This is a genomic window from Vagococcus sp. WN89Y (assembly GCF_052220145.1).
GTDB lineage: Bacteria > Pseudomonadota > Gammaproteobacteria > Enterobacterales > Enterobacteriaceae > Kosakonia.
In genome coordinates this window covers 110,849-130,830 of record NZ_JBQPOM010000002.1, presented here as the reverse complement: position 1 = coordinate 130,830, position 19,982 = coordinate 110,849, and the positions used below count along the sequence as shown (strand labels likewise).

The following is a 19,982-nucleotide window of genomic DNA, read 5'->3' as shown; positions in this document are numbered from 1 at the left end:
CATACGGCATTATTTAACGGGAAGGAAATGATCCGCTTGCCATGTGGCGACTCTGCCATTTTGTTTTGAGACATCAACCAGCGTAAAGGCGCGGGCCGTGCCGGGCATGAGATAATAATTTTCCTTACACTCCTCACCACTAACCGGTTTCAGGCAAGGACCGTAAGCAATGACACGTAGGGTTGCATTACCGGTATTTGTGATTTTTCCATTCGCGTACTGATAGTCATAATTTACCTTACGGGGTGAAACAACCAGGATGGTACTAATACGTGCAGAGGCGGTAGCAATCGCGTTTCGTAATGCATCGTTTGACTCAGAAGTACTTAGCGCCTGGTCTGTCCAGAATATACGATAATATCTCTCTTTATCATCTTCCGGTCCGTGATAATAGAATCGAATAATTTCAGCACTATTTGCAGGTAATAATAAACTATTAGGTGAGAGTAATATCTCATCCTTACTCTCCATGGGGATTGACCTCCCACTAGTCTGAGGATTGGAAATCCGTTCTACCTTGATATTAATCAGGCGCCCCATTTTAGTCGTGTTTTTGACTTCTTTACTGAGCATGACTTGATCGCTGTAAATGAACGAGGAAATTTCACCAACATCCAGTGCATACGCAGGCGCAATGGAGCTTAATAAAAAGCTTATTGCCAGAATTGATTTTTTCATGGAAATACCAATGAATAAGCAGGAGCGTAAAAAACCTCCTGCTTTGTAATATTACTTAAGGTGTTGTAGTCCATGTTGCATCGAACTGAACACTGACATCACCGCTCCAGATACCTTCCGGCAACTTACTCAAATCGGTTATCGGCGTAGTACCATCACTTGTGCCATTGATAATTGAGAAAGTAAAACCATCCTGCGCCGTAACTCGGCTACTGGAGTTAAAACCATTGCTTAATGCACTTAAATTACCGCCGTAGGTATGTGAGGCAGTATCGATCATCGAAACATCGCTGGAAGTCGTTAACTCTTTTCCGTTATATCCCACGCCTACATTTAGTGTGGAGCCGGAACCATCATGTTGAGTCAAGGTATTGGTAACCAGACGCGACGTTAATTTAAAGTCTGTCGCCGTCGTGTCCCCCTGGATAGCAACATCAAATAACCCCCTTTGCGAGTTAAAACCTTTAATACCCTCCGCATACTGGAAGGATAAGCTTCCTAAAGGTGTAACCACCAATTTACTGGTAGTATCTTTTTTAGCAGCCGCAGACCATGTGGCGACGGCTTGCGAAACGATGCCGGCAGCTTGAGATGAACCGATGCCTAATGAAGAGAGTAAAGCAATAGCTAACACATTACTTTTCATAATAATACACCTAACAATATTAGATAGGATACTTAAGCCTGGTTTAATACCATGCTGGAAGCGTAAGCGCAGCAAAATACATACGCGCAAGCTTCTGACGTATTACATATAAAAATGTCAAAATGCAAAAAGGCATAACAGTATTTTCTAAATAGCACGTAAATACGAGCCTGTGCACTGCTAATATCAAAGGCACTGTTAATTTTATAAATAACAGGTCATACCTTGTGTACATTTCTGACAACTTGTTTTCCGGCAGTGAGATTACCAGCGGTAACGCACGTCAGTTAGTAAAAAAATATGCTAACGAGATGAAATAAAGAATGTTCTTGATATGTTAAATTATTTTTTTCTTTCTTTTCAATTTGTTAATGCTTGAATTTAACGTTTAATATACATATGGGTGACAATAATTTTTCAGCAGATGTGATTATTTAAGATATGTTGCTATGAGGTCTGTTATGGAGGAAATATCTTTCCGAAAAAATGATGATGTAAGATATGAAGCTGAATGTTTTATTAAAGTGGAGTGTGAAAATAAAGCGCCTTACATTAAGAGACGTTTCCAGCCAGGACAGAGCGGATGATCAGGTTGACCCCCTTTAAGGAGAGCGTAAATCTAATGCATTAGTGAAGGGGAAAGTTAACTTCGCAGACACTAACATATTGTTAACGTGCGGAATGTAATCGATTAAGATTAATCGTTATGCGCAACCAATTATCATTTAATAATGCCAGGCTAATGGTTTTAGCTTCTTGCCAGACCGATAAGGGTGACAAACGTAAGTCGCTCCTAAGCTGCTGGAAAAAAAGCTTTTGGTAATTTATGCACCCTGTTTTTTCAATAAATATTCTTACAAAGCGTTTTAAGATCAATTCACTTTTTTTTGCATGTCCCGTCGTTAATACTGAACCGGAATTTTAGCGGTAGCTGTAACACTCGACATTAAGACTTCACTATATAGAGGCCCTGTAAGCTAGTGAAATATCTTGACTGAGAAATTCGCTAATCGGTTTTACAAGGCATGCATGCAAACGTTGGCAGGTAAATATGGTCTATTTATACGCAAAACATGTCTTACTGTCGTATGTGGAATACGGTATGAAGCGTATCAACAACAATGTACCTAATCAGGGGGCAGGTCGTAGGTTGAAAACGTTTATGTAGAACTTAAGCATTTGACGGTCATTAACACGTGGCCAGTGGATGGCCTGAAGAGATAAATTTATCCGGTGACTATGGAAAATTCTCATCTCAGCAGCTCCTGGCGTGATAACAACTCTGGTCGTTAGCAGGTAAAAATGAAAAGCAGACAAGTAAAATATGGATTAATCAGGCTTAATCCGGTAGCCACCTCCTTTTTTCTATCCTTGCCGTTTATGGTTCAGGCAGAAAATATCGCTGTACATAAGGGTGTGACGACCATTGTTAATGGTGTGGCAGTAGTAGATATCAATGCAGCTAATAGCAATGGCATATCGCATAATATTTATGAAGATTTTAATGTGGATAGAAACGGACTGATCTTTAATAACAGTCAAAAAGATATTGCTACGGTGCTTGCCGGAAACATCGCTGGTAATAAAAATCTGGCAACAGGCACTGCAAAAGTTATTTTGAATGAAGTGATATCCAAAAAGCAGAGTACGCTGGATGGCATGATGGAAGTAGCCGGAGATAAAGCCCATCTTATTATTGCAAACCCAAATGGCATTACGATGCAGAGTGGCGGTTTCATCAATACCGAAAAATCTACCCTAACGACGGGTAAACCCGATATTGAAAACGGAATTCTGAAAGGTTATTCCGTTAATGGTGGTAAAGTGAACTTAGGGAGTTTACAGAGTGCTTCACCAACTGAGATTCTGGCAAGGGCAGTGGTTGTTAATGGCGTAATTAATACAGACAAGCTTACTGTGGTTGCCGGAAATAATTATGTCAATACGAAAACAGAAATAATGGGCGAAGTAAAAGCTCAGGGGCTCAAAAGTAGCTATGGAGTCGATGTCTCAAAGCTCGGGGGAATGTACGCCAATCGTATCAGTCTGATTAGTACTGAAAATGGTGTTGGAGTACGCAACGCAGGTATTGTTGCAGGAGGAGCTGAGGGAATTCAAATTGATAGCAATGGCAAGCTAATAAATAGCAATGGAGAAATGAAATCTCTTGCTGCTATTAAGCTTAAAACAAACGGCACGCTGGATAATGTTACAGGAAAAATAGCCAGTCTGGATAACATCTCAATCGATACAAACAAAAATACAATTAACAATGCGCGGGCAGGTGAAATCGTTGCCGGTACGGACATTTCATTGGTAAGTGGAGCTTTTGATAATATCAATGGCAGAGTTGCTGCTGGCGGTGAGCTTGCTATAAATACCAATAATAAAACGCTAACCAATACCGGAAAAGGTGAGACGGTTGGCATGGAAGGGAAGACCGTTACACTGCAAACTGGCACGCTTAATAACAACGGAGGGCAGATATACGGGCAAAATGTGCGCGCATATGCCACCACTGTAAATAATGTTAAAGGTGCTATCGAAGCGGATGAGAGTATCGAGCTGGATAGCAACAACGATGTCGACAATAACAAAGGTTTGTTGCGTACAAAAAACGGCTATATACAAATTGCTGCTGCCCGTACCTTCACAAACAGCAATAACATAACGGCGGATGCAATAAGTTCTGATTCGCTTGGTGTTCTGGCGGGAGGAGGTGGTATTCGTATAAAAGCTAACACACTGGATAACAAGAAGGGAAAAATGGCATCCAGTGGCAATATTGATCTTGAAAGTAAAGGTACGCTTTATAACGTCGATGGGCAGATCACGTCAAATCAAAATGTATCTGTACTGAGCGCAGGCACGCTTAAAAATAATCAGGGCAAAATTACAGCCAGTCAGCATATATCACTGGTTGGTAGAGGTGCTATCGATAATTCGTGCGGGGCGATATTATCTGACGGAACGATTTCTGTGAGTGCTAACTCATTTGATAATGGTACCTATGCGGGTTTTGTTATGGGTGATAAGGGTGTCAATATTGATATAGCCGGAACTTTCGATAATCATATCGGTGCTATACGCGCAGAAGACGGTGATATTGAAATGAAGGTTAACCGTCTGAATAATAATGGTGGAATGATATTAGGACAAAATATAAACATTTCTTCCACGTCGACGCTGGACAACAGTTATGGCCTGATGGTTGCCGATAAAAAACTTACCATTAACGCAGCGGATGTTAATAATCGCCATGGCGACAGTTTTGGCAGTGTCTATGGGAAATATTTTAATATATCAGGCCAACCAGGCGGGTTAGTCGCACGCGCAAGTGTCGATATAACGGCAAAAAATCTGGATAACGATTATAGTCGAATTATCTCAGAGGCCGGAACGCTGACGATGAATATAGAGGAAACTCTTTCAAGCGATCGTGCACTATTGGTCGCCGGTAGTGACACTACCATCAAAGCTAAAAAATTAAGCAATAATTACTCTACGCTGTATAGTGGCGGAAACCTGATCATTACAACAGCTAGTTTGCAGAACAGCAGTTCAGGTTCGCTTATCGATAATAACGAGACAGGTGTTATCGCGTCCGACAAGAAAATGCTGTTAGAAATTGGCAGTAATTTTACTAACTATGGTTGGATCAGTGGTAAAGAAGCTTCATCAGTTAATATCAATGGTGCTCTTGTTAATTATAATGCTATTAGTTCCGTAAGTGATTTAACGTTAACAACAAAAGGTACCTTGACGAATTATCGGGATATTGCAGCAGGTAGCGTGTTAACGGTTAAGACGGAAAATAGCATAAGTAATGCTTCGGGTGGTAATATTTCAGGTAAAGAAACTCTCGTTGACGTGAAAAAAGATATAAAAAATCTTGGGAATATTGTTGCAACTGATAATTTAACGGTAAATGCCCAAGGCAATATTTATAATTACAGCAATATCTATACCCAGGGTAAAGCAGAGGTGAGTGCAAAAATAATTACCAATAGTGGTGCAAATGCGCTTCTTGGCGGAAGAAATGGGTTGCAGATAAACGCCGAAAAAATTAACAGTAGCGGTAGAATCATAGGGCTTTAATCACGTTAAAAAAGCAGCGGCTCTGCTGCTGCTTTGACATGGCCAGGATAGTTAATGAAAATATTCTCACCATTTTTTATGATTAGTACATTTTTGTTTTTGAGTTTTAGAGTTATTGCTGATACGCAACTAAACCAACTGATAAAAGAGCAGCAGCGTAACGACAGAAATATTTTTCGCGAAAATAATATAAAGAAAAAAGATATTTTCTCAAGTGCAGAAAACAAAAATCCGGATGACATGAAGTTACCTGAAGAAGACCGCTGTTATGTGATAAAAAAACTGGTAATTGAAAATGATTTTCTCGATAACAGCATTACTGACAATATGAAACGAATAGTAGAAGGTCGATGTCTTGGCGTGCAGGGTATTGAAGCAGTTGCAGCTCTGATACAGGATTACTTCATAAACGCAGGGTTTATTACGACGCGTGTCGAAACACCCTCTCAGGATTTATTAAGGCAACAATTAGTTTTCCGTGTGATACCCGGACGTATAGAAAATGTCGTTATCACTAATCATGAGATTAATGGCTGGATATTACCCTTTACTCGTGGGGATATACTCAATATAAGAAATGTTGAGCAAGGGTTGGAGAATATTCAAAAAACACCAGGGGTTAATGTTAAAATAAATATTGTACCGGGTGAAAGACAGGGGTATAGTAATATTGTAATAGATACGAATCGTACAACTTTATGGGATTTTCATACCGCATGGAATAATTGGGGTGATGAAAGCACAGGGCGACAGCTGTTAAGCGCTACTACTTATCTCTACAATGTGACAAAGTTGAATGATATTTTTTATCTGGCTGGCACAACGAGTGCTACACGAAATTATAAAAACTTCAGTGCTTATTATAGTGTGCCGATTGGATACTGGGAGTACGAATTATTCTATAGTCAGAGTAAATCACAGCAACCTATCTATATCGCTGATTTAAATCTTAACTATACGGGTAATAATAAGTATTTGAGTGTTAAAGGTTCCCGTACGCTTTATCGAGACAGCAATAAAAAAGTTACGGGCAGCGCGGAGTTTTTAAGAAGAAAGTCGACTTATACGCTTGACGATATTGAACTGGCTCTACAGAAACGTGATATGGGGAATATACGCCTGGCGGTGAATTATAAAGAAAAGATTACGGATGGTGTATTTGATTCAACTTTTCTCTGGCAACGCTTTTTAACGTTATTAGGCGGAAAAAAAACACCGGATATGATATCTGGTGATGTTAATACGCAAAGTCAGATATGGAGCTTGTATGCACATTATCTGAAGTGGATTACTCTTGTACCTTATCCGATATATTATGAAGCTAATATTGGCACACAATATTCTAAACATGCCTTAACAATTCAGGATCAGTTTGCCATAGGCAATCGTTGGACAGTACGTGGTTTTGAGAACAGCAGTGGGCTTGACGGTAATAGGGGGTTCTTTTTACGAAATACTCTGGGATTCATTACCGGATACAAAGATATCGAGTTATATCTTGGGACTGATTATGGGCAAACTTATGTTGATGGATACTCATTCGCGTCACATTCGCATAATCGAATAATGGGCATGGCTGTGGGTATCAAAGGGTTAATTATGGATCTTGCTTATGATTTTTCAGTAACGGCGCCGGTTATTTATCCGCAATATCTTGATGTTGATAAATTGATGGTGAATTTTAATTTTAGTTACCAGCTCTGATTCCAGGGTGGAATAATGGTTCGTGTGGGGACAGATATCGTTGAAATTGCACGTATAAGCCGGGCAGTCTCTAACTGGAAAATGGACTTCCTGCAACGTGTGTTTACGCCACAAGAAATTATAAGAATCAACGCTGCCGTGTCTGTTTTTGAACGCGCTTCTGGTTTCTGGGCAGCAAAAGAGTCGGTGGTAAAAGCGATTGGTTATGGTTTCCGCGATGGCATTAGGTTCCATGATATTGAAGTTTATCATGATCGATATGGTCGTCCCGCCTTTAATTTGACTGGACGATTAAAAGAAATATTTGCTGAACATAATATAACTCAAGTTTCACTGAGCATTTCTCATTGCCGCACCCATGCTATTGCGGTGACAATTATCACATAACCGACAGTGTATATTGAAATGTATAAATATAAAGATCTTATCGGCAAATCTGTTCTGATTAGCGGCGCAAGTGGCGACCTTGGAGTGGCAATATGCGAAAGTTTTTTAGCACAGCAATGCAGTGTTTACGCACTCTATAAATCAAACCAGGCAGAGTTACATCAATTAAAGGAAGAGCATCCCTGCGGACAGAATTTGCATGTTATTCAGTGCGATCTTCTCGAACCCACCATGATAGCGGCATTGGGAAATTATCTGTCGAAGGTGGCTGGAAAAATTGATGTACTGGTGAATAATGCCGGCATTGTTAAAGATGGCCTTTTTGCCAGTATGAGCATTGATGATTTTAGCGAGGTCATGAATATTAATATGCTCGCCATTTTTCGTCTGACCAAAGAGATGTTGATGCTTTTAAACGCTGCTGAAAAACCAGCGATAATTAATATTGCTTCGGTCGCTGCGATAATACCCAGTGTTGGGCAAGGTAATTATAGTGCCTCGAAAGGTGCCGTCCTTTCGTTTACCAGAACATTAGCTGCAGAGATGGCGCCGAGAGGAATTCGCGTCAATGCTGTTGCGCCAGGGATGATTGAATCAAAAATGGTCAGGAAGGTTGCCAGAACGGTGGTGCGCGAAGTAACACAAACGATTCCTCTGAAACGCATGGGAACGTGCTATGAAGTCGCTAACACCATCGTTTTCTTAAGCTCGACCGCCTCAAGTTATATTGTCGGCCAAACCATCGTTATTGATGGTGGCTTGGTTATGCGGTGAATTATGTCCAGATACTCGATACCGTGTAAGCATTTTCTGGGTATGGGCGGCTGGCGGCAGCCTTTAATTATGGTCGATAGAATTGAAGATTATAAATATGGCGATAAGGGCTATGTGAAGGTTGCTAAACATATCAGTTATAATGAACCATGGCTTGCAGGACATTTCCCGGATGATCCTATTATGCCAGGTACATTGATCTCTGAAATTTTTGGCCAGGCAAGTGAGTATTTGTCATTTTTGACAGATATTTGCACTCTTTATCATCAGCGCCATGATATTGAACTTAAATCGCTACGCGATATCAGCAGGCGTATGCACGAGCGCGCTATGATGGATATTATTCAGCACCAGCGAATCAATGTTCGCGGCGTGTTAGCTGCACAAAATTTAAAATTTAAGGGTATCGTTTATCCTGGCGATACTGTTGATGTCACGAGTGAATTGACCTTTTCGGATCCACATGGTTTTAAACATTATTCGGTGGCGGCGTACGTCGATAAAAAACAGATTAGCCATGGTTCGATTATTAATTATCGTGAAGTAAAGTCATCCAGTAAGGGGATGGAAAGATGACTGATATTTTGAAGAAAATAGAAGAACGTCAGAATATTATTATGAAACTTAAAACTGAAGTTATTCTGAGGCTCAATATTCAAAGAGAAATTCAACAGATTGACGATGACACTGCACTCTTTGGCAATGGGCTGAAGCTTGATTCTGTTGATGCTACAGAAATAATCGTGCTTTTAGATAAAGTATTTGATATCCAGATCAACGAAAGTGATGATCCGTCATATATGCGAACTATTAATAGCCTGGCATCGTTTATTCTCGAAAAAAGGTCAGCGGTTTAATTAACTATCCTTTCAATAAGGTTGCAATATGACATCTCTTTATGATTTGCACATAGAAAGAAATGCCCGGATGGGGGTATATAATAATCATGCAGTACCGTCAGCATATCATGAGCCTGATATTGAATATCGTGCAGTAAGAGAGAACGTACTTCTTATTGATTATTCCCACATGGCCATTGTCAGTGTTATGGGTGAAGATGCATGGATTCTGGTGAATTATTTAGCCTCAGCCGATGTTTCTGTTATTCGCGATGAGCAAGGGATTTACTCCCTTGTACTGAGTGAAAATGGCTTAATCCGTGGTGATATTTACGTACTCTGTACTGCAGATGGATATTTTATTCTTTCTGAGAATTTGTCTGCATTTGATATTATTGATTTATTAAATGGCATAATTGCCAGAGCAGAGAACTTAGACATACAAAATGTTCCTGAAATAAAATCTATGGATGAGGATGACTGGGGGGCAATATTACTTGAAGGTCCATATGCCTGGGAGGTCATGACTGAAATTTATGGCTATGATATTATAGGACTGCCCTTTTTTGAATTCATGTATGAAGATGATGGCCTGCTGGTATTTCGTTGTGGTAAGCATGGAGAATTTGCCTATCTGATGATTGGGCAACAGAATCTGTTAGCTCAACATTGGTTACATCTGCTGACTGTTGGTCAGAAATACTTATTGAAAGCCGGTGGGCTGGATTATCAAAAGATTGTGCGTGTTGAGAATACCGGATGGGATGAAAACATATATGCGGCGTTTTCACGTAATCCTGTGGAACTACAGTTACAGTGGGCCATCCAATATGATAAGGAAAACTTTATCGGTAAAGAAGCCGTGGAGAAATTATCTTGCCTGAAAGCAGGCCGTAAACTTGTAGGGGTTAAACCGACACGCATATCAGATGTTATTCAAAAGGGCGATAATGTTTTTGCTGGCAATAACAATGTCGGAGCTATTATCCGATCTGTATTTTCACCAGCACTCAATTCATTTGTTGCGCTGGCATTAATGGATAAGCAATATGCATGTTCAGATATTGAAGGTTTTACGCTGCATACGGCAAACGGCCCCGTGTCAGCCAGAACAGCGAATTTGCCTTTTCTGAACAATCTGAGCATGTTTGTTAACCCGGTTGCGCACAGTTTTATTGATGCATCGAAATTTAAAAATTTTCTTGCTAAGAAAAATAACCACTGAACTGAATAATAATTTGGCGTGAAATAATCGCTGGTAATTATTTTAGATATTATCAGAACAGGGATGCCATTTGGTAATACAAGGTATAATGATGAAAACAAAACGCCGACGTGTCGTGATTACCGGAGCAGGAATATTGTCTTCTCTTGCTGATAATATTGATGATTTCAAACGCGCGCTGCTTGAAAAAAAGTGTGCGGTAAAAAAAAGTGAGCGTTTTTCAGCCTGGTTTGACAATGCCCGCGCGGCTGAAGTACGCATGCCGGTTAATTATTCCGGTCTGGAACAAGAAACCGTTGATATTCTCGATAATGCTGCGCTCTGGGCCTACAAAGTTGGCAGAGATGCATTAACGCAAGCAAATTTGCTAAATAACCCGGCAATTCTTAATGAAACAGGTTTAATAGTAGGCGTGTCTTCTGCAGGGACGGAGGCCTTTTTACCGCTTTTCGAACAGCGTATAAATGATTTCTCGTTGCGTAAGTCCATCTATTCCGGCGGTTTTTCTTCATGTTGTTCAAGTGTGGCAACATTGCTGGGCCTGAAAGGGGGTACTGAATTGGTAGCTACAGCCTGTACTGCCAGCCCCAACGCGCTGGGATTTGCGTTTGATTACATCCAGAGTCAGAAGAGCAAGACGATGCTGGTTGTCGGAACTGAGCCTATCTATTTGCCGACCTTTGCCGGATTTTTTGCCCTGAACGTGATGCATCCCGAATCCTGCACCCCTTTTTCAGCCAGCCCGGGCATGTCCATCGGCGAAGGTGCCGGGGCGATTGTTCTGGAAGAGTATGAGCATGCGCTTGCACGGGGCGCAAAAATTTATGGTGAAATTCTTTCTTATGCAACGTCGTGCGACGCTTATCACGAAACGGGGCCGGATCCACGCGGCAATGGCGCGGTTATAGCGATGTTGAAAGCGCTGGAAAATGCCGGTGTAGCACCTGAACAGATTGATTATATTAATGCGCACGGTACCGGTACGGAAGCCAACGATAGGATTGAGACGCTTGCGATGAAAAAGGTCTTTGCCAATGCAAAAGACCTTCTTGTGAGTTCGACTAAATCTTATATAGGACACAATATCGGTGCCGCTGGTATTGTGGAGTTGATTGCCTGTCTTGTGACATTGCCAGAGAGTCAGGTTTTACCAACGCTGAATTTTTCAACGCCGCGTCCCGGATGTGATTTGGATTATGTACCAAACCACTTTAGAAAAAAATCGATCAATCTGTTTATGAAAAATAATTACGCTTTCGGTGGAAATAATTGCAGCATGATCCTTAGTACTCTTCCTGGTTCGGTTCCGGTTACAACGTATAACAGAAAGCGCGTCGCTATTTCCGGTATTGGCGCGATTTCGGCAATTGGTCATTCAATAAATGAAATACTGGAGTATGTCTGGCAACAAAATAATGCGGTGCCGCTGACTGAGGTAACGTTTCCGCCGGATATTTTGACGGAGTTTCAGGAGTTAATTACTGCATTGGTGAAAACCTCTCAGCTTACAACACCGCCATCATCTCCTGAGGAATTTAAAACTTTTCAGGTCACGAATCTTGAGCCGCGTAAATATATACGTCGGTACGACTCGCGAAAAGCGACACGCGGGGGGACGTTTGCATTAATTGCACTGTCTGAAGCGCTTGCATCGGCAAAACGAAAGATCAAGGGCGATGGCGAAAATTTTGGCTTAATTCTGGGCATGTCCCGCGGCCCGGAAGCGACGACTTATCGATATTTACAAAGCCTCAAACCCGATCCCCGTAAAGTAAAAACGTCGGAATTTCCGGGTTCCTTAATGAACTCGGTGGCGACATTCTGCGGTATTTCTGCAGGGATCAAAGGATATACGACAACGCTTGCAACCGGAGAAAATGCGGCGCTGGGTGCATTGACTTACGGTTATGAGATTGTGCGGCAGGATCTACAGCCGCAGGTGATTGTCGGCGGCGCGGATGAGTATTTTCCCTCTATGTCATTATATATGGATGCAATAACGCAAAAACTCCATCCCGTTACAAAAGCAAGTGAATATCAAATATACAGTGAAGATGCACAGGGATTTGTGCCGGGTGAAGGGGCCTGCATGCTGTTATTGGAAGACCCGGATGCGGCTACTGCGCGCGGGGCTGAGGTACTGGCAATAATTGCAGGTTACGGTAAAGCCCATAGCAACACTTTTTTTGATGCGACACGCGTGAGCGAAAGAGCTGCGGCAATGTCGCTGGCGATAATGCGTGCGCTCAGCGATGCGGGGATCGCGGCAAAGGATGTCGCGTTGGTTTGTGGTAGCAGTAATGGAAGCAAAGATGATTCACATGTTGAAATCAGTGCAATTCTGAGCGTATTCCAGCAGGATAATCCACAGGTCCCGGTCGTTAATTATAATGCCTGCTTTGGCTTTGTCGCTGCCTCCGCAGGTTTGCTGAATTTGGCTGTGTTAATTGACAGCATCAGAAAACAGTCAATTGTACCTATTCCCTATACCCGCAATTTTTTTGATCCGAGGGTAAATTTTGTTCGCCAGTCATTAAAGTTAGAAATTAATTATGCTTTGCTGATTGGCGCGACAGAAGGGGGAAACTACTATGCTTTTGTCATTAAAGGGACGTGACATGGAAAATAATGCCATTATTGCCGGTCATAGTGTTTATTTACCCTTTGCAGACAGCAGCGCAGAACTAATATATAAGTTAAAACTGGGCGAGAGAGTAAATAAAGAACTCTGGTTTCGTTCAGATGACGAAGCAAGAAAGTGTGGATTTAAAGGCAATGCGTATGTTGCGAAATTAAAAGAAAACAATGCTGACGTACTGGACATTATCTATAATTTAGTTGATGAGGCACTCTGTCAGGCTCAGCTTGATAAACATATTCTGACAGGAGAAAATGTTAGAGTTTATCTTACAGGGATTGGTCCTCGTATTGAGGGTGCGGCTTATAAATCTTTTTATAATAATAATGATACCGAGGATATTAAATGTACGCGGTCGATAACGCATTTGCACGCTAATAACATGTCACAAGATTATATTTCCCAACATATTGCTCGACATTACAAACTATGTCGTTTACCACCTAATATGCACAGTTCAAGCAACTCATCGCTGGCAGCGGTACATTTAGGTTGTCAGGCTATTGAGTATGGTCATGTAGATCTTGTTGTTATCATTAATTGCTCAACGGTTAAATCACAAGATATTTGGTTCCTTGAAAGCCAGTCTATGCTAAGCAGTAAATTTGTGCAGCCTTTTGGTGAAAACAGCAAAAGTGTTTTATATTCCGAAGGGTATTGCGTTATGGTTCTGGAAAATAATCATCACAGATATATGAGGAAACTACGGAGTGGTATCTGTTTACAATCGATATACACCCAGATTAGCGCCAGCAGAAGTAATGATATTGCATGGATGAGTATAAATATGCTTAAACAGATGAAAACTCTTTTAAAGAACGCACAGATTTTGGCGAAGGATATTTGTGCGATTATACCACATGGCAATGGTTCATCAGTAAGCGATAAGGCTGAGGAGAACGCTATCATCGCTTTTATGGCAGATTTAATCATCCCTGTATTGGCTTATAAAGGTCAGATTGGTTATACCACAACCGGCTCTGGCATCATTGATCTTATTATTGGTGAACATTCGTTGCGTCAACATGAATTACTGAGTCCGGTTGGCGAAAATGCCATTACGAATACGCTTTCCCGGTATGTTTTCCTTAATCAGGGAGTAGTAAAACATGCTAAGCAACATTTATTAAAAACTGGAATTGGTATGGATGGTTCCATCATTGCCATTGCTATGACAAATAACGCTTTGGTGAGAGATGTCGATGAACAATGAAATGTTTTTAACATCCTATGCGGTGAACGAGCCAGAAGATAAATTTTACCAATACTTTGCCGGCTGGTTGAATGTTTGGGAGTCATATTTATACAAAAGTGCACTGGTAGATAATGCGAAGAGTGGATGCTTTTTTAAACGATTTGGTACTTCTCTGGATATTTATCCTCGTGAAATGATTCGGAAACCTCACTATATGGCATATCTTAACGCGATGGAAGATGCTGCTGATAATGCCTTGCAAAATATGCCGCCGAAAGAGCGAATGCATTTGTTGAAATCGCGCACGGCATTTATTTATGTTGATGCATGGGGGGAGTCGGCTCTTTTTGAAAATATTTCCAGCGCATTGCACAGCTTTTTCATTGATACATTACCAAAAAATGTGCTGAAAAAGTTTGCTGTTAATAATTTTACCTGCAAAATTCGTGGTGAAAAACAATCTTTTATGCAGGCACTTCAGGTTGCACAGGATTATATTTCGTGGGGTGTTTTTGACTTTGTTGTCATCTGTGCAGCCTATCGGGCAATTCCGTTTCTGGTCTTTTCAGATTCCCAGCGAGACCGAGAGGGAAAACAACATTCCAATATTAACTTAGCGGTTGAACGCGTAGGATGCTTTATTTTTAGTCACAGAGAAAGTGCTTTAAAAGTTAAATGTGGTAAATATATTAATACGTACAGTAATGATAATAGGAAAAATGCTTTGATACCCGTCGATAATAACATCGCTCTTTTCGCATATTCCTGGGTAAATAGTGCAATCAAGGCAACATTTTCGGTGCATAGCAAGGTTATTGATCTGATTGAATACTATGGTAATAGCGGCTGCATGATGCCAGCTCTCGGCTGGGAGTATATTGCACAGCAGGGATTGTTGCGAGGCGTGATGCGAACTATTTCCGGAGATGGTTTCGGTGGTTACAACTATTTTGATAGCTGGTATTAATCGGCGGGGGCAACATATGCACAGTAAGGTCAAGATGCTTCCGGTAATTATGCTGAATGATGTGTCCCGCAGCTACGGTGTTAAAGAAAGCAAAGTTGAAGCGCTTAAAAATGTCAATCTTGAAGTTTTTAGCGGAGAGTTTCTGGCTTTATGCGGCCCTTCCGGGAGTGGAAAAAGCACATTGCTTAATATTCTTGCCGGTATTGATAAACCCAATTCCGGTACTGTTATCTTGTTCAGAAAATTGCTTAACCAATTGCAGGAAAAAGAACTGGCTGCAATTCGTAGTCACTACCTGGGTTTTATCTTTCAGTCATTTAATTTGATTCCAGTTCTGAATGCATTCGATAACGTATATTATCCCTTAATATTAAATGGCCATATAAGTAAAAGCGAAGCCAAAGAACGGGCGGCGCACTACCTTTCGAGTGTCGGGTTAGCCGATATGGGGTATCGCAAACCCGGCCAGTTATCCGGAGGGCAGCAGCAACGGGTTGCTATAGCCAGAGCGCTGGCGCATAAACCGCAGCTTATCGTGGCGGATGAACCGACAGGCAATCTGGATCAGGTAACGGGTGAATCAATTATTGAGCTTTTAGTCGATATCAATCGACGTAACGGTACCACACTTGTTATCTCCACCCATTCTCTACAGCTAAAAGCACGTGCGCAGCGGGTGGTTGAAATCTGTGACGGAGAGATGACTTATGACTCTGCTCAGTAAAATGATATTTTTTTTGGGGCTTTTACTGTCTCAAAATGGATATTTTTTGCATGCGCATGCAGCCAGATTGCCCGCAATTGAGGCCGTGCTGCAAAAAGGTTTTCCGATACAGAAAGACGATTTGGCAAAACAGACTGAAGCATTATACCAGGAGCACAAGCGCCACAAGAATATCGCTTCTCTGATCTTTTATTCTTATGGTCTGTTGCTGCAGGCCAAACAATTTACGTTAATACATGATTATATTAATGCTGCTGAATATTCCAGAACTGCCTTTTTTTATCTCGACGAGGCTGCTGACACGCATGAGGATAATCCACGAGTACGTTATTTAAGGGCGCGTGTTGATGCATGGTTGCCGGTAAGCTCTGGCCGCTGCGTGATAACCTTAAAGGATACTGAGTATCTTATTGGACATATGCACGCCATCACGGAGGTGGTTTCTGCGCGCATTAATATCATGCGTGACCGTGCATTATTCAACTGCCGGCAACAAGCTCAGGCGGAAAAAATTCTGCAGCAAATAAATACTCAGAACACCGATATCGCCCCATTAACCGCTGCTAATGAATCTTCCGTGCCAGCGTGGGACATGCGTGAAATTAATGAGGTTGTCATGCCGCTATTAAAGGATGAATAAATGGTCTCTGGGATAGGGATAATTAACGGATGTATGATAATAATCTCAGGTTTTCTGTTTTGGTCGTTTTTTTTCAGGCTTAATGATGTCAAATTCGTTTTTTTAAATCTTTTCAGGCATAAAAGGCGTTCTTTATCGGCACTCGCCGCAATTATGCTCGGGGGCAGTGCGATATTCCTCTATGGAGGATTTATTGATTACTCATTCTGGCTACTGAAAGAGCAAACTATTCGTACCAATATTGGTCATGTGCAGGTTTATCGCCAGAACTATTTTGATACGGCAAATAAGAATCAAAGCCTTATCGAAAATTATCAAAAGCTGAAAGCGGATATCCTCTCTGATGTCCGATTTTTGGGAGAGATTTCAGCTTTTTCTGGTCAACTGGAGTTTACCGGTATTGTTTCACAGTATGAGTCGGCAACATCGAACTATTTTTCTGCTCTTGGAATTGAGCCGTTTCCTGCATTAAAACTCGGGGCGTTTGACAAAATTGTTTCTGGCAGTGATTTATCTCGTATCAAAAAGGACGAGGTTACCCTGGGTAGTGGTCTGGCAAATACGCTTGGTGCAAAATATGGTGACTGGTTGGATATTATCGCGGTCAATATTCATGGCGGGCAAAGTGCAATTTCATTGAAAGCGCGCGGTATTTTTTCATCAGGCATTAAAGAATATGATGATGTAATGATCAAAATACCGCTCGATACCGCTCAGCGGATGATGGAAACTGGCGGAGTCAATAAAATTTCTATCTTACTTACTCACGATGATATTGCTTCTTTTACCCAAAAATTACGCAAGTATATTTCTGAGCGAAAACTACCATTAATCGTCAAAGAGTGGAGCACTATCTCTTTATTCTATTCGGAAGTCGAAAGTTTATTATCAGGCGTATATTTTTTTATTAAGCTTCTGGTTGGTGTAATTATCATGTTTATGATTAATAACATTATCAACATGAATATAATCGAACGCACCCGGGAGATAACCACACTGCGCGCGATGGGGTTACGGCCGCTGCATGTCACACGTTTATTCGTGCTGGAGGGTGTATTTATTGGTTTTACCGGAGCAATGGGAAGCCTGGCGCTGGGGTTTCTTATTTCTTCTATTATTAACCATCATGGCATTGTGATGCCACCTTCGCCAGGGAAAACGCAGGGGTATGTTGCGTTTATCAAAAATGACACTATTTCTCTGGCCTGGATGACATTCATTTTTCCGGTTGTTACTGCGACGCTGGCTTCATTTTTCCCGGCTATGCGTGCGGCGAAACTCAATATAGCGGATGCGTTTAAATTTTCTCAGGAAGGCTAATGATGAGTTTCTTGAAAATAATCGTCACTCTGATGCTGTTATGCGTATTGCCTTCTACCTATGCGGATAATATGGCGTTAACTATTATTCGGCAGGCTGACCAGATTCGATCGCCGAATAAGCCTTTCCGTTATACTGTGACGGTACTCGAGTACCGAGACGGGGAAAATCAGCCGGCCAATAAACAGATTCTTGACATTTCGATGCGTTTCATCAAACCTGAAAATGGAAGCCCGGCGGATGCGCGTTCTCTGGCTCGTTTTATTTATCCGGTCCGCGATAAAGGAAAGTTATTATTATCAGACTGGTTTGAATTATGGTTTTATACTCCCGAGCTTCGACGTCCTGTTCCGGTTTCGCCGCTGCAAAGATTTTCGGGTCAAATATCTAACGGGGATGTGATTGTTACAAATTTTGAGTACGCATATAATGCTACTTTATCAGGTGAAGAAACTTGCGGTGATAAACAATGTTATAAGCTATTACTTATTCGAAAAAATGCAAAAGTTACCTGGCCAAAAATAATTTATTGGGTTGAGAAAGGGCATGAAAATCGACCTTTTAAAGCCTCCTATTATTCACTGGATGATAAGTTGATAAAAAACGTATTATATGAGAACTATCAACCGGTCCTCGGGCGCAATCGACCTGTGCGGATTGTTATACATGATTTGCGCCATAAGAATAGCTACTCGGTGATGGAATACAGTGATATACGACTGGAAACGCTCCCCGTAACTTTTTTTACACGGAGTTATTTACAGCGGAGCAATAAGTGAAATATATTTTTGCTACGCTTGCTTTATATTTAGTCCACTTCAGCACGAGTGCTAACTGTTTTGTTGCACCGGGCATTACACTTTGGCAGCAGCTTTCATATCGACATAAAGACGCAGCCATCTGGCGCATTGCAGGTAAAAAAACATATACAGACAATAACGCTTATAATGATATGGCTATTAATTTAAGCAATAATTGCACGCTGATTGACTCAAAGCTCGAATTCCTTTTCTCTGCTTACGCATTAATTTATTCTTCCTGGCGAGATACTGGTTCTTTTGAAACTGACCAGAATATATCGCGGACTTTAATAGACAAGTTGTCTCTCGCGTATAATTTCAATGAAAAGTTCAGGTTTGAGGGCGGGAAATTAAAAACCGATCCGGGTGTGTTTTTTCTGAAATCGCCAGCAAAATTGATTAACACAAGCTATAACGGATTTAAGCCTACCCGTCTTTACGATACAGAGATACGTCGGGTGTATGAAGAATCATTTTGGGGAGGCAGTTTATCGACCGGAACAAGTGCTTACGCACTCACTTTTACTGCAGCAGCAAAGTTCGCGAAAATTGAAGAACGCTATCAAACCTCAGGTGACTGGTCAGCCGCCCAGCGGTCAAATGCCAGAGAGCGCTATTTACTGAGCTGGACAGATTATCGTCAGGCGAATCACACACCTTCTGTGCATTTTATGGCCGGGGACTCTCCGGGAGTCGCATTCGCCGATACGTTTGAGGTAATGGACAGGGTAATAGTTAATGCTGAATTTGCCATGCATTGTAAACAGCAGTGGCGCCATTTTTCACCCGCCAGCGCAGAACGGATTCGAGCATATGATTTTAGCCGATGGTTATATAGAGAGCATGATATAAACAGCTTTGAACTGGCTTTGGGTGTGCAGTATACGACAGATAAGTTGAATAGCTTTGGTATGGAGTATTATTTTCAGAGTGAAGGATATAGTGAAGCATCCTGGAAAAAGCAAATCGATTTTATTAAATACCTCAATACCAGTGCCTGGAATAGCGACCTGGCTAATGCCTATGATAATTATAAGTATCTAATGGCTGCTGAAATAAACAATACAATAAATCAAGGTATGCTGCAAAAGAGGCATTATATATATAGCTATGCCAATATTATAGTGAGTGAAAATCTTACGGTTCAGCCATGGCTTATATTAAATATACAGGATAGCAGTGCTATGTTGGGTATTCATACGCAGATACCGTTGAGCCGAATTGATGAGCGGCTCGAAATGTGGAGCGGTATCTATGCCACGCAGGGTCGGAAAAATAGTGAGTTCGCTCTGTTTGGTGAAGCTCTGAATATTTATTTGGGTTTTAAGTATTTTCTATAAGGATGTT

17 protein-coding genes are annotated in these 19,982 nt (G+C 41.3%); 15 read left to right on the top strand and 2 right to left on the bottom strand.

The features are described 5' to 3' along the window. Positions 1 to 9: 9 nt before the first annotated feature. Both ACTU3N_RS00775 and ecpA read right to left on the bottom strand, forming a co-directional pair. Positions 10 to 678, bottom strand: coding sequence for a hypothetical protein (locus ACTU3N_RS00775; RefSeq protein ID WP_443084256.1), 669 nt, complete (start codon positions 676 to 678; stop codon positions 10 to 12). A 55-nt stretch (positions 679 to 733) separates the two neighbouring features. Then, positions 734 to 1,324, bottom strand: coding sequence for a common pilus major fimbrillin subunit EcpA (gene ecpA / locus ACTU3N_RS00770; protein WP_443084255.1), 591 nt, complete (start codon positions 1,322 to 1,324; stop codon positions 734 to 736). A 1,302-nt stretch (positions 1,325 to 2,626) separates the two neighbouring features. Here ecpA and ACTU3N_RS00765 point away from each other — a divergent pair. From ACTU3N_RS00765 to ACTU3N_RS00695, 15 genes are all read left to right on the top strand, one after another. Beyond that, positions 2,627 to 5,422 (top strand): two-partner secretion domain-containing protein, encoded by a 2,796-nt coding sequence (locus tag ACTU3N_RS00765; RefSeq protein ID WP_443084254.1) that lies wholly within the window; start codon positions 2,627 to 2,629, stop codon positions 5,420 to 5,422. Between the two features lie 54 nt (positions 5,423 to 5,476). Continuing rightward, complete coding sequence (locus tag ACTU3N_RS00760) at positions 5,477 to 7,126, top strand: ShlB/FhaC/HecB family hemolysin secretion/activation protein (protein ID WP_443084253.1); 1,650 nt, start codon at positions 5,477 to 5,479, stop codon at positions 7,124 to 7,126. A 15-nt stretch (positions 7,127 to 7,141) separates the two neighbouring features. Next, entirely contained in the window at positions 7,142 to 7,513 is a 372-nt protein-coding gene (acpS, locus tag ACTU3N_RS00755; protein ID WP_443084252.1) for a holo-ACP synthase, read from the top strand. An 18-nt stretch (positions 7,514 to 7,531) separates the two neighbouring features. Next, a complete protein-coding gene (locus ACTU3N_RS00750) occupies positions 7,532 to 8,287 on the top strand; it encodes an SDR family oxidoreductase (protein ID WP_443084251.1) in 756 nt (251 codons plus the stop codon). 42 nt (positions 8,288 to 8,329) lie between these two features. Beyond that, positions 8,330 to 8,863, top strand: coding sequence for a 3-hydroxyacyl-ACP dehydratase FabZ family protein (locus ACTU3N_RS00745; protein ID WP_443084250.1), 534 nt, complete (start codon positions 8,330 to 8,332; stop codon positions 8,861 to 8,863). Beyond that, complete coding sequence (locus ACTU3N_RS00740; protein WP_443084249.1) at positions 8,860 to 9,144, top strand: acyl carrier protein; 285 nt, start codon at positions 8,860 to 8,862, stop codon at positions 9,142 to 9,144. Before ACTU3N_RS00745 ends, ACTU3N_RS00740 begins: the two co-directional genes overlap by 4 nt. 28 nt (positions 9,145 to 9,172) lie before the next feature. Then, positions 9,173 to 10,351: an aminomethyltransferase family protein gene (locus ACTU3N_RS00735; protein ID WP_443084248.1), complete on the top strand. Its 1,179-nt coding sequence runs from the start codon at positions 9,173 to 9,175 to the stop codon at positions 10,349 to 10,351. 88 nt (positions 10,352 to 10,439) lie between these two features. Continuing rightward, on the top strand, positions 10,440 to 12,968 hold the full coding sequence (locus ACTU3N_RS00730) for a beta-ketoacyl synthase N-terminal-like domain-containing protein (protein WP_443084247.1): 2,529 nt from the start codon (positions 10,440 to 10,442) through the stop codon (positions 12,966 to 12,968). Between the two features lies 1 nt (position 12,969). Then, complete coding sequence (locus ACTU3N_RS00725; protein ID WP_443084246.1) at positions 12,970 to 14,202, top strand: beta-ketoacyl synthase N-terminal-like domain-containing protein; 1,233 nt, start codon at positions 12,970 to 12,972, stop codon at positions 14,200 to 14,202. Further along, positions 14,192 to 15,151, top strand: a complete 960-nt coding sequence (locus ACTU3N_RS00720) for a hypothetical protein (protein WP_443084245.1) — start codon at positions 14,192 to 14,194, stop codon at positions 15,149 to 15,151. The genes ACTU3N_RS00725 and ACTU3N_RS00720 overlap by 11 nt, the downstream gene beginning before the upstream one ends. 16 nt (positions 15,152 to 15,167) lie before the next feature. Then, positions 15,168 to 15,875 (top strand): ABC transporter ATP-binding protein, encoded by a 708-nt coding sequence (locus ACTU3N_RS00715; RefSeq protein WP_443084244.1) that lies wholly within the window; start codon positions 15,168 to 15,170, stop codon positions 15,873 to 15,875. Next, positions 15,859 to 16,515, top strand: a complete 657-nt coding sequence (locus tag ACTU3N_RS00710; protein WP_443084243.1) for a hypothetical protein — start codon at positions 15,859 to 15,861, stop codon at positions 16,513 to 16,515. The genes ACTU3N_RS00715 and ACTU3N_RS00710 overlap by 17 nt, the downstream gene beginning before the upstream one ends. After that, positions 16,516 to 17,835, top strand: coding sequence for an ABC transporter permease (locus ACTU3N_RS00705; protein WP_443084242.1), 1,320 nt, complete (start codon positions 16,516 to 16,518; stop codon positions 17,833 to 17,835). Continuing rightward, on the top strand, positions 17,835 to 18,614 hold the full coding sequence (locus tag ACTU3N_RS00700) for an outer membrane lipoprotein-sorting protein (protein ID WP_443084241.1): 780 nt from the start codon (positions 17,835 to 17,837) through the stop codon (positions 18,612 to 18,614). The genes ACTU3N_RS00705 and ACTU3N_RS00700 overlap by 1 nt, the downstream gene beginning before the upstream one ends. After that, on the top strand, positions 18,611 to 19,975 hold the full coding sequence (locus ACTU3N_RS00695; protein ID WP_443084240.1) for a hypothetical protein: 1,365 nt from the start codon (positions 18,611 to 18,613) through the stop codon (positions 19,973 to 19,975). The genes ACTU3N_RS00700 and ACTU3N_RS00695 overlap by 4 nt, the downstream gene beginning before the upstream one ends. The last annotated feature ends 7 nt before the right edge of the window (positions 19,976 to 19,982 follow it).

What these genes read in the sequence shown, in the direction of transcription:
- acpS (WP_443084252.1), top strand. Translation starts at nt 7,142, where the DNA reads ATGGTTCGTGTGGGGACAGATATCGTTGAAATTGCACGTATAAGCCGG.
- ACTU3N_RS00765 (WP_443084254.1), top strand. Translation starts at nt 2,627, where the DNA reads ATGAAAAGCAGACAAGTAAAATATGGATTAATCAGGCTTAATCCGGTA.
- ACTU3N_RS00760 (WP_443084253.1), top strand. Translation starts at nt 5,477, where the DNA reads ATGAAAATATTCTCACCATTTTTTATGATTAGTACATTTTTGTTTTTG.
- ACTU3N_RS00715 (WP_443084244.1), top strand. Translation starts at nt 15,168, where the DNA reads ATGCACAGTAAGGTCAAGATGCTTCCGGTAATTATGCTGAATGATGTG.
- ACTU3N_RS00735 (WP_443084248.1), top strand. Translation starts at nt 9,173, where the DNA reads ATGACATCTCTTTATGATTTGCACATAGAAAGAAATGCCCGGATGGGG.
- ACTU3N_RS00710 (WP_443084243.1), top strand. Translation starts at nt 15,859, where the DNA reads ATGACTCTGCTCAGTAAAATGATATTTTTTTTGGGGCTTTTACTGTCT.
- ACTU3N_RS00725 (WP_443084246.1), top strand. Translation starts at nt 12,970, where the DNA reads ATGGAAAATAATGCCATTATTGCCGGTCATAGTGTTTATTTACCCTTT.
- ACTU3N_RS00750 (WP_443084251.1), top strand. Translation starts at nt 7,532, where the DNA reads ATGTATAAATATAAAGATCTTATCGGCAAATCTGTTCTGATTAGCGGC.
- ACTU3N_RS00730 (WP_443084247.1), top strand. Translation starts at nt 10,440, where the DNA reads ATGATGAAAACAAAACGCCGACGTGTCGTGATTACCGGAGCAGGAATA.
- ACTU3N_RS00740 (WP_443084249.1), top strand. Translation starts at nt 8,860, where the DNA reads ATGACTGATATTTTGAAGAAAATAGAAGAACGTCAGAATATTATTATG.
- ACTU3N_RS00720 (WP_443084245.1), top strand. Translation starts at nt 14,192, where the DNA reads ATGAACAATGAAATGTTTTTAACATCCTATGCGGTGAACGAGCCAGAA.
- ACTU3N_RS00705 (WP_443084242.1), top strand. Translation starts at nt 16,516, where the DNA reads ATGGTCTCTGGGATAGGGATAATTAACGGATGTATGATAATAATCTCA.
- ACTU3N_RS00745 (WP_443084250.1), top strand. Translation starts at nt 8,330, where the DNA reads ATGGGCGGCTGGCGGCAGCCTTTAATTATGGTCGATAGAATTGAAGAT.
- ACTU3N_RS00700 (WP_443084241.1), top strand. Translation starts at nt 17,835, where the DNA reads ATGATGAGTTTCTTGAAAATAATCGTCACTCTGATGCTGTTATGCGTA.
- ecpA (WP_443084255.1), bottom strand. Translation starts at nt 1,324, where the DNA reads ATGAAAAGTAATGTGTTAGCTATTGCTTTACTCTCTTCATTAGGCATC.
- ACTU3N_RS00775 (WP_443084256.1), bottom strand. Translation starts at nt 678, where the DNA reads ATGAAAAAATCAATTCTGGCAATAAGCTTTTTATTAAGCTCCATTGCG.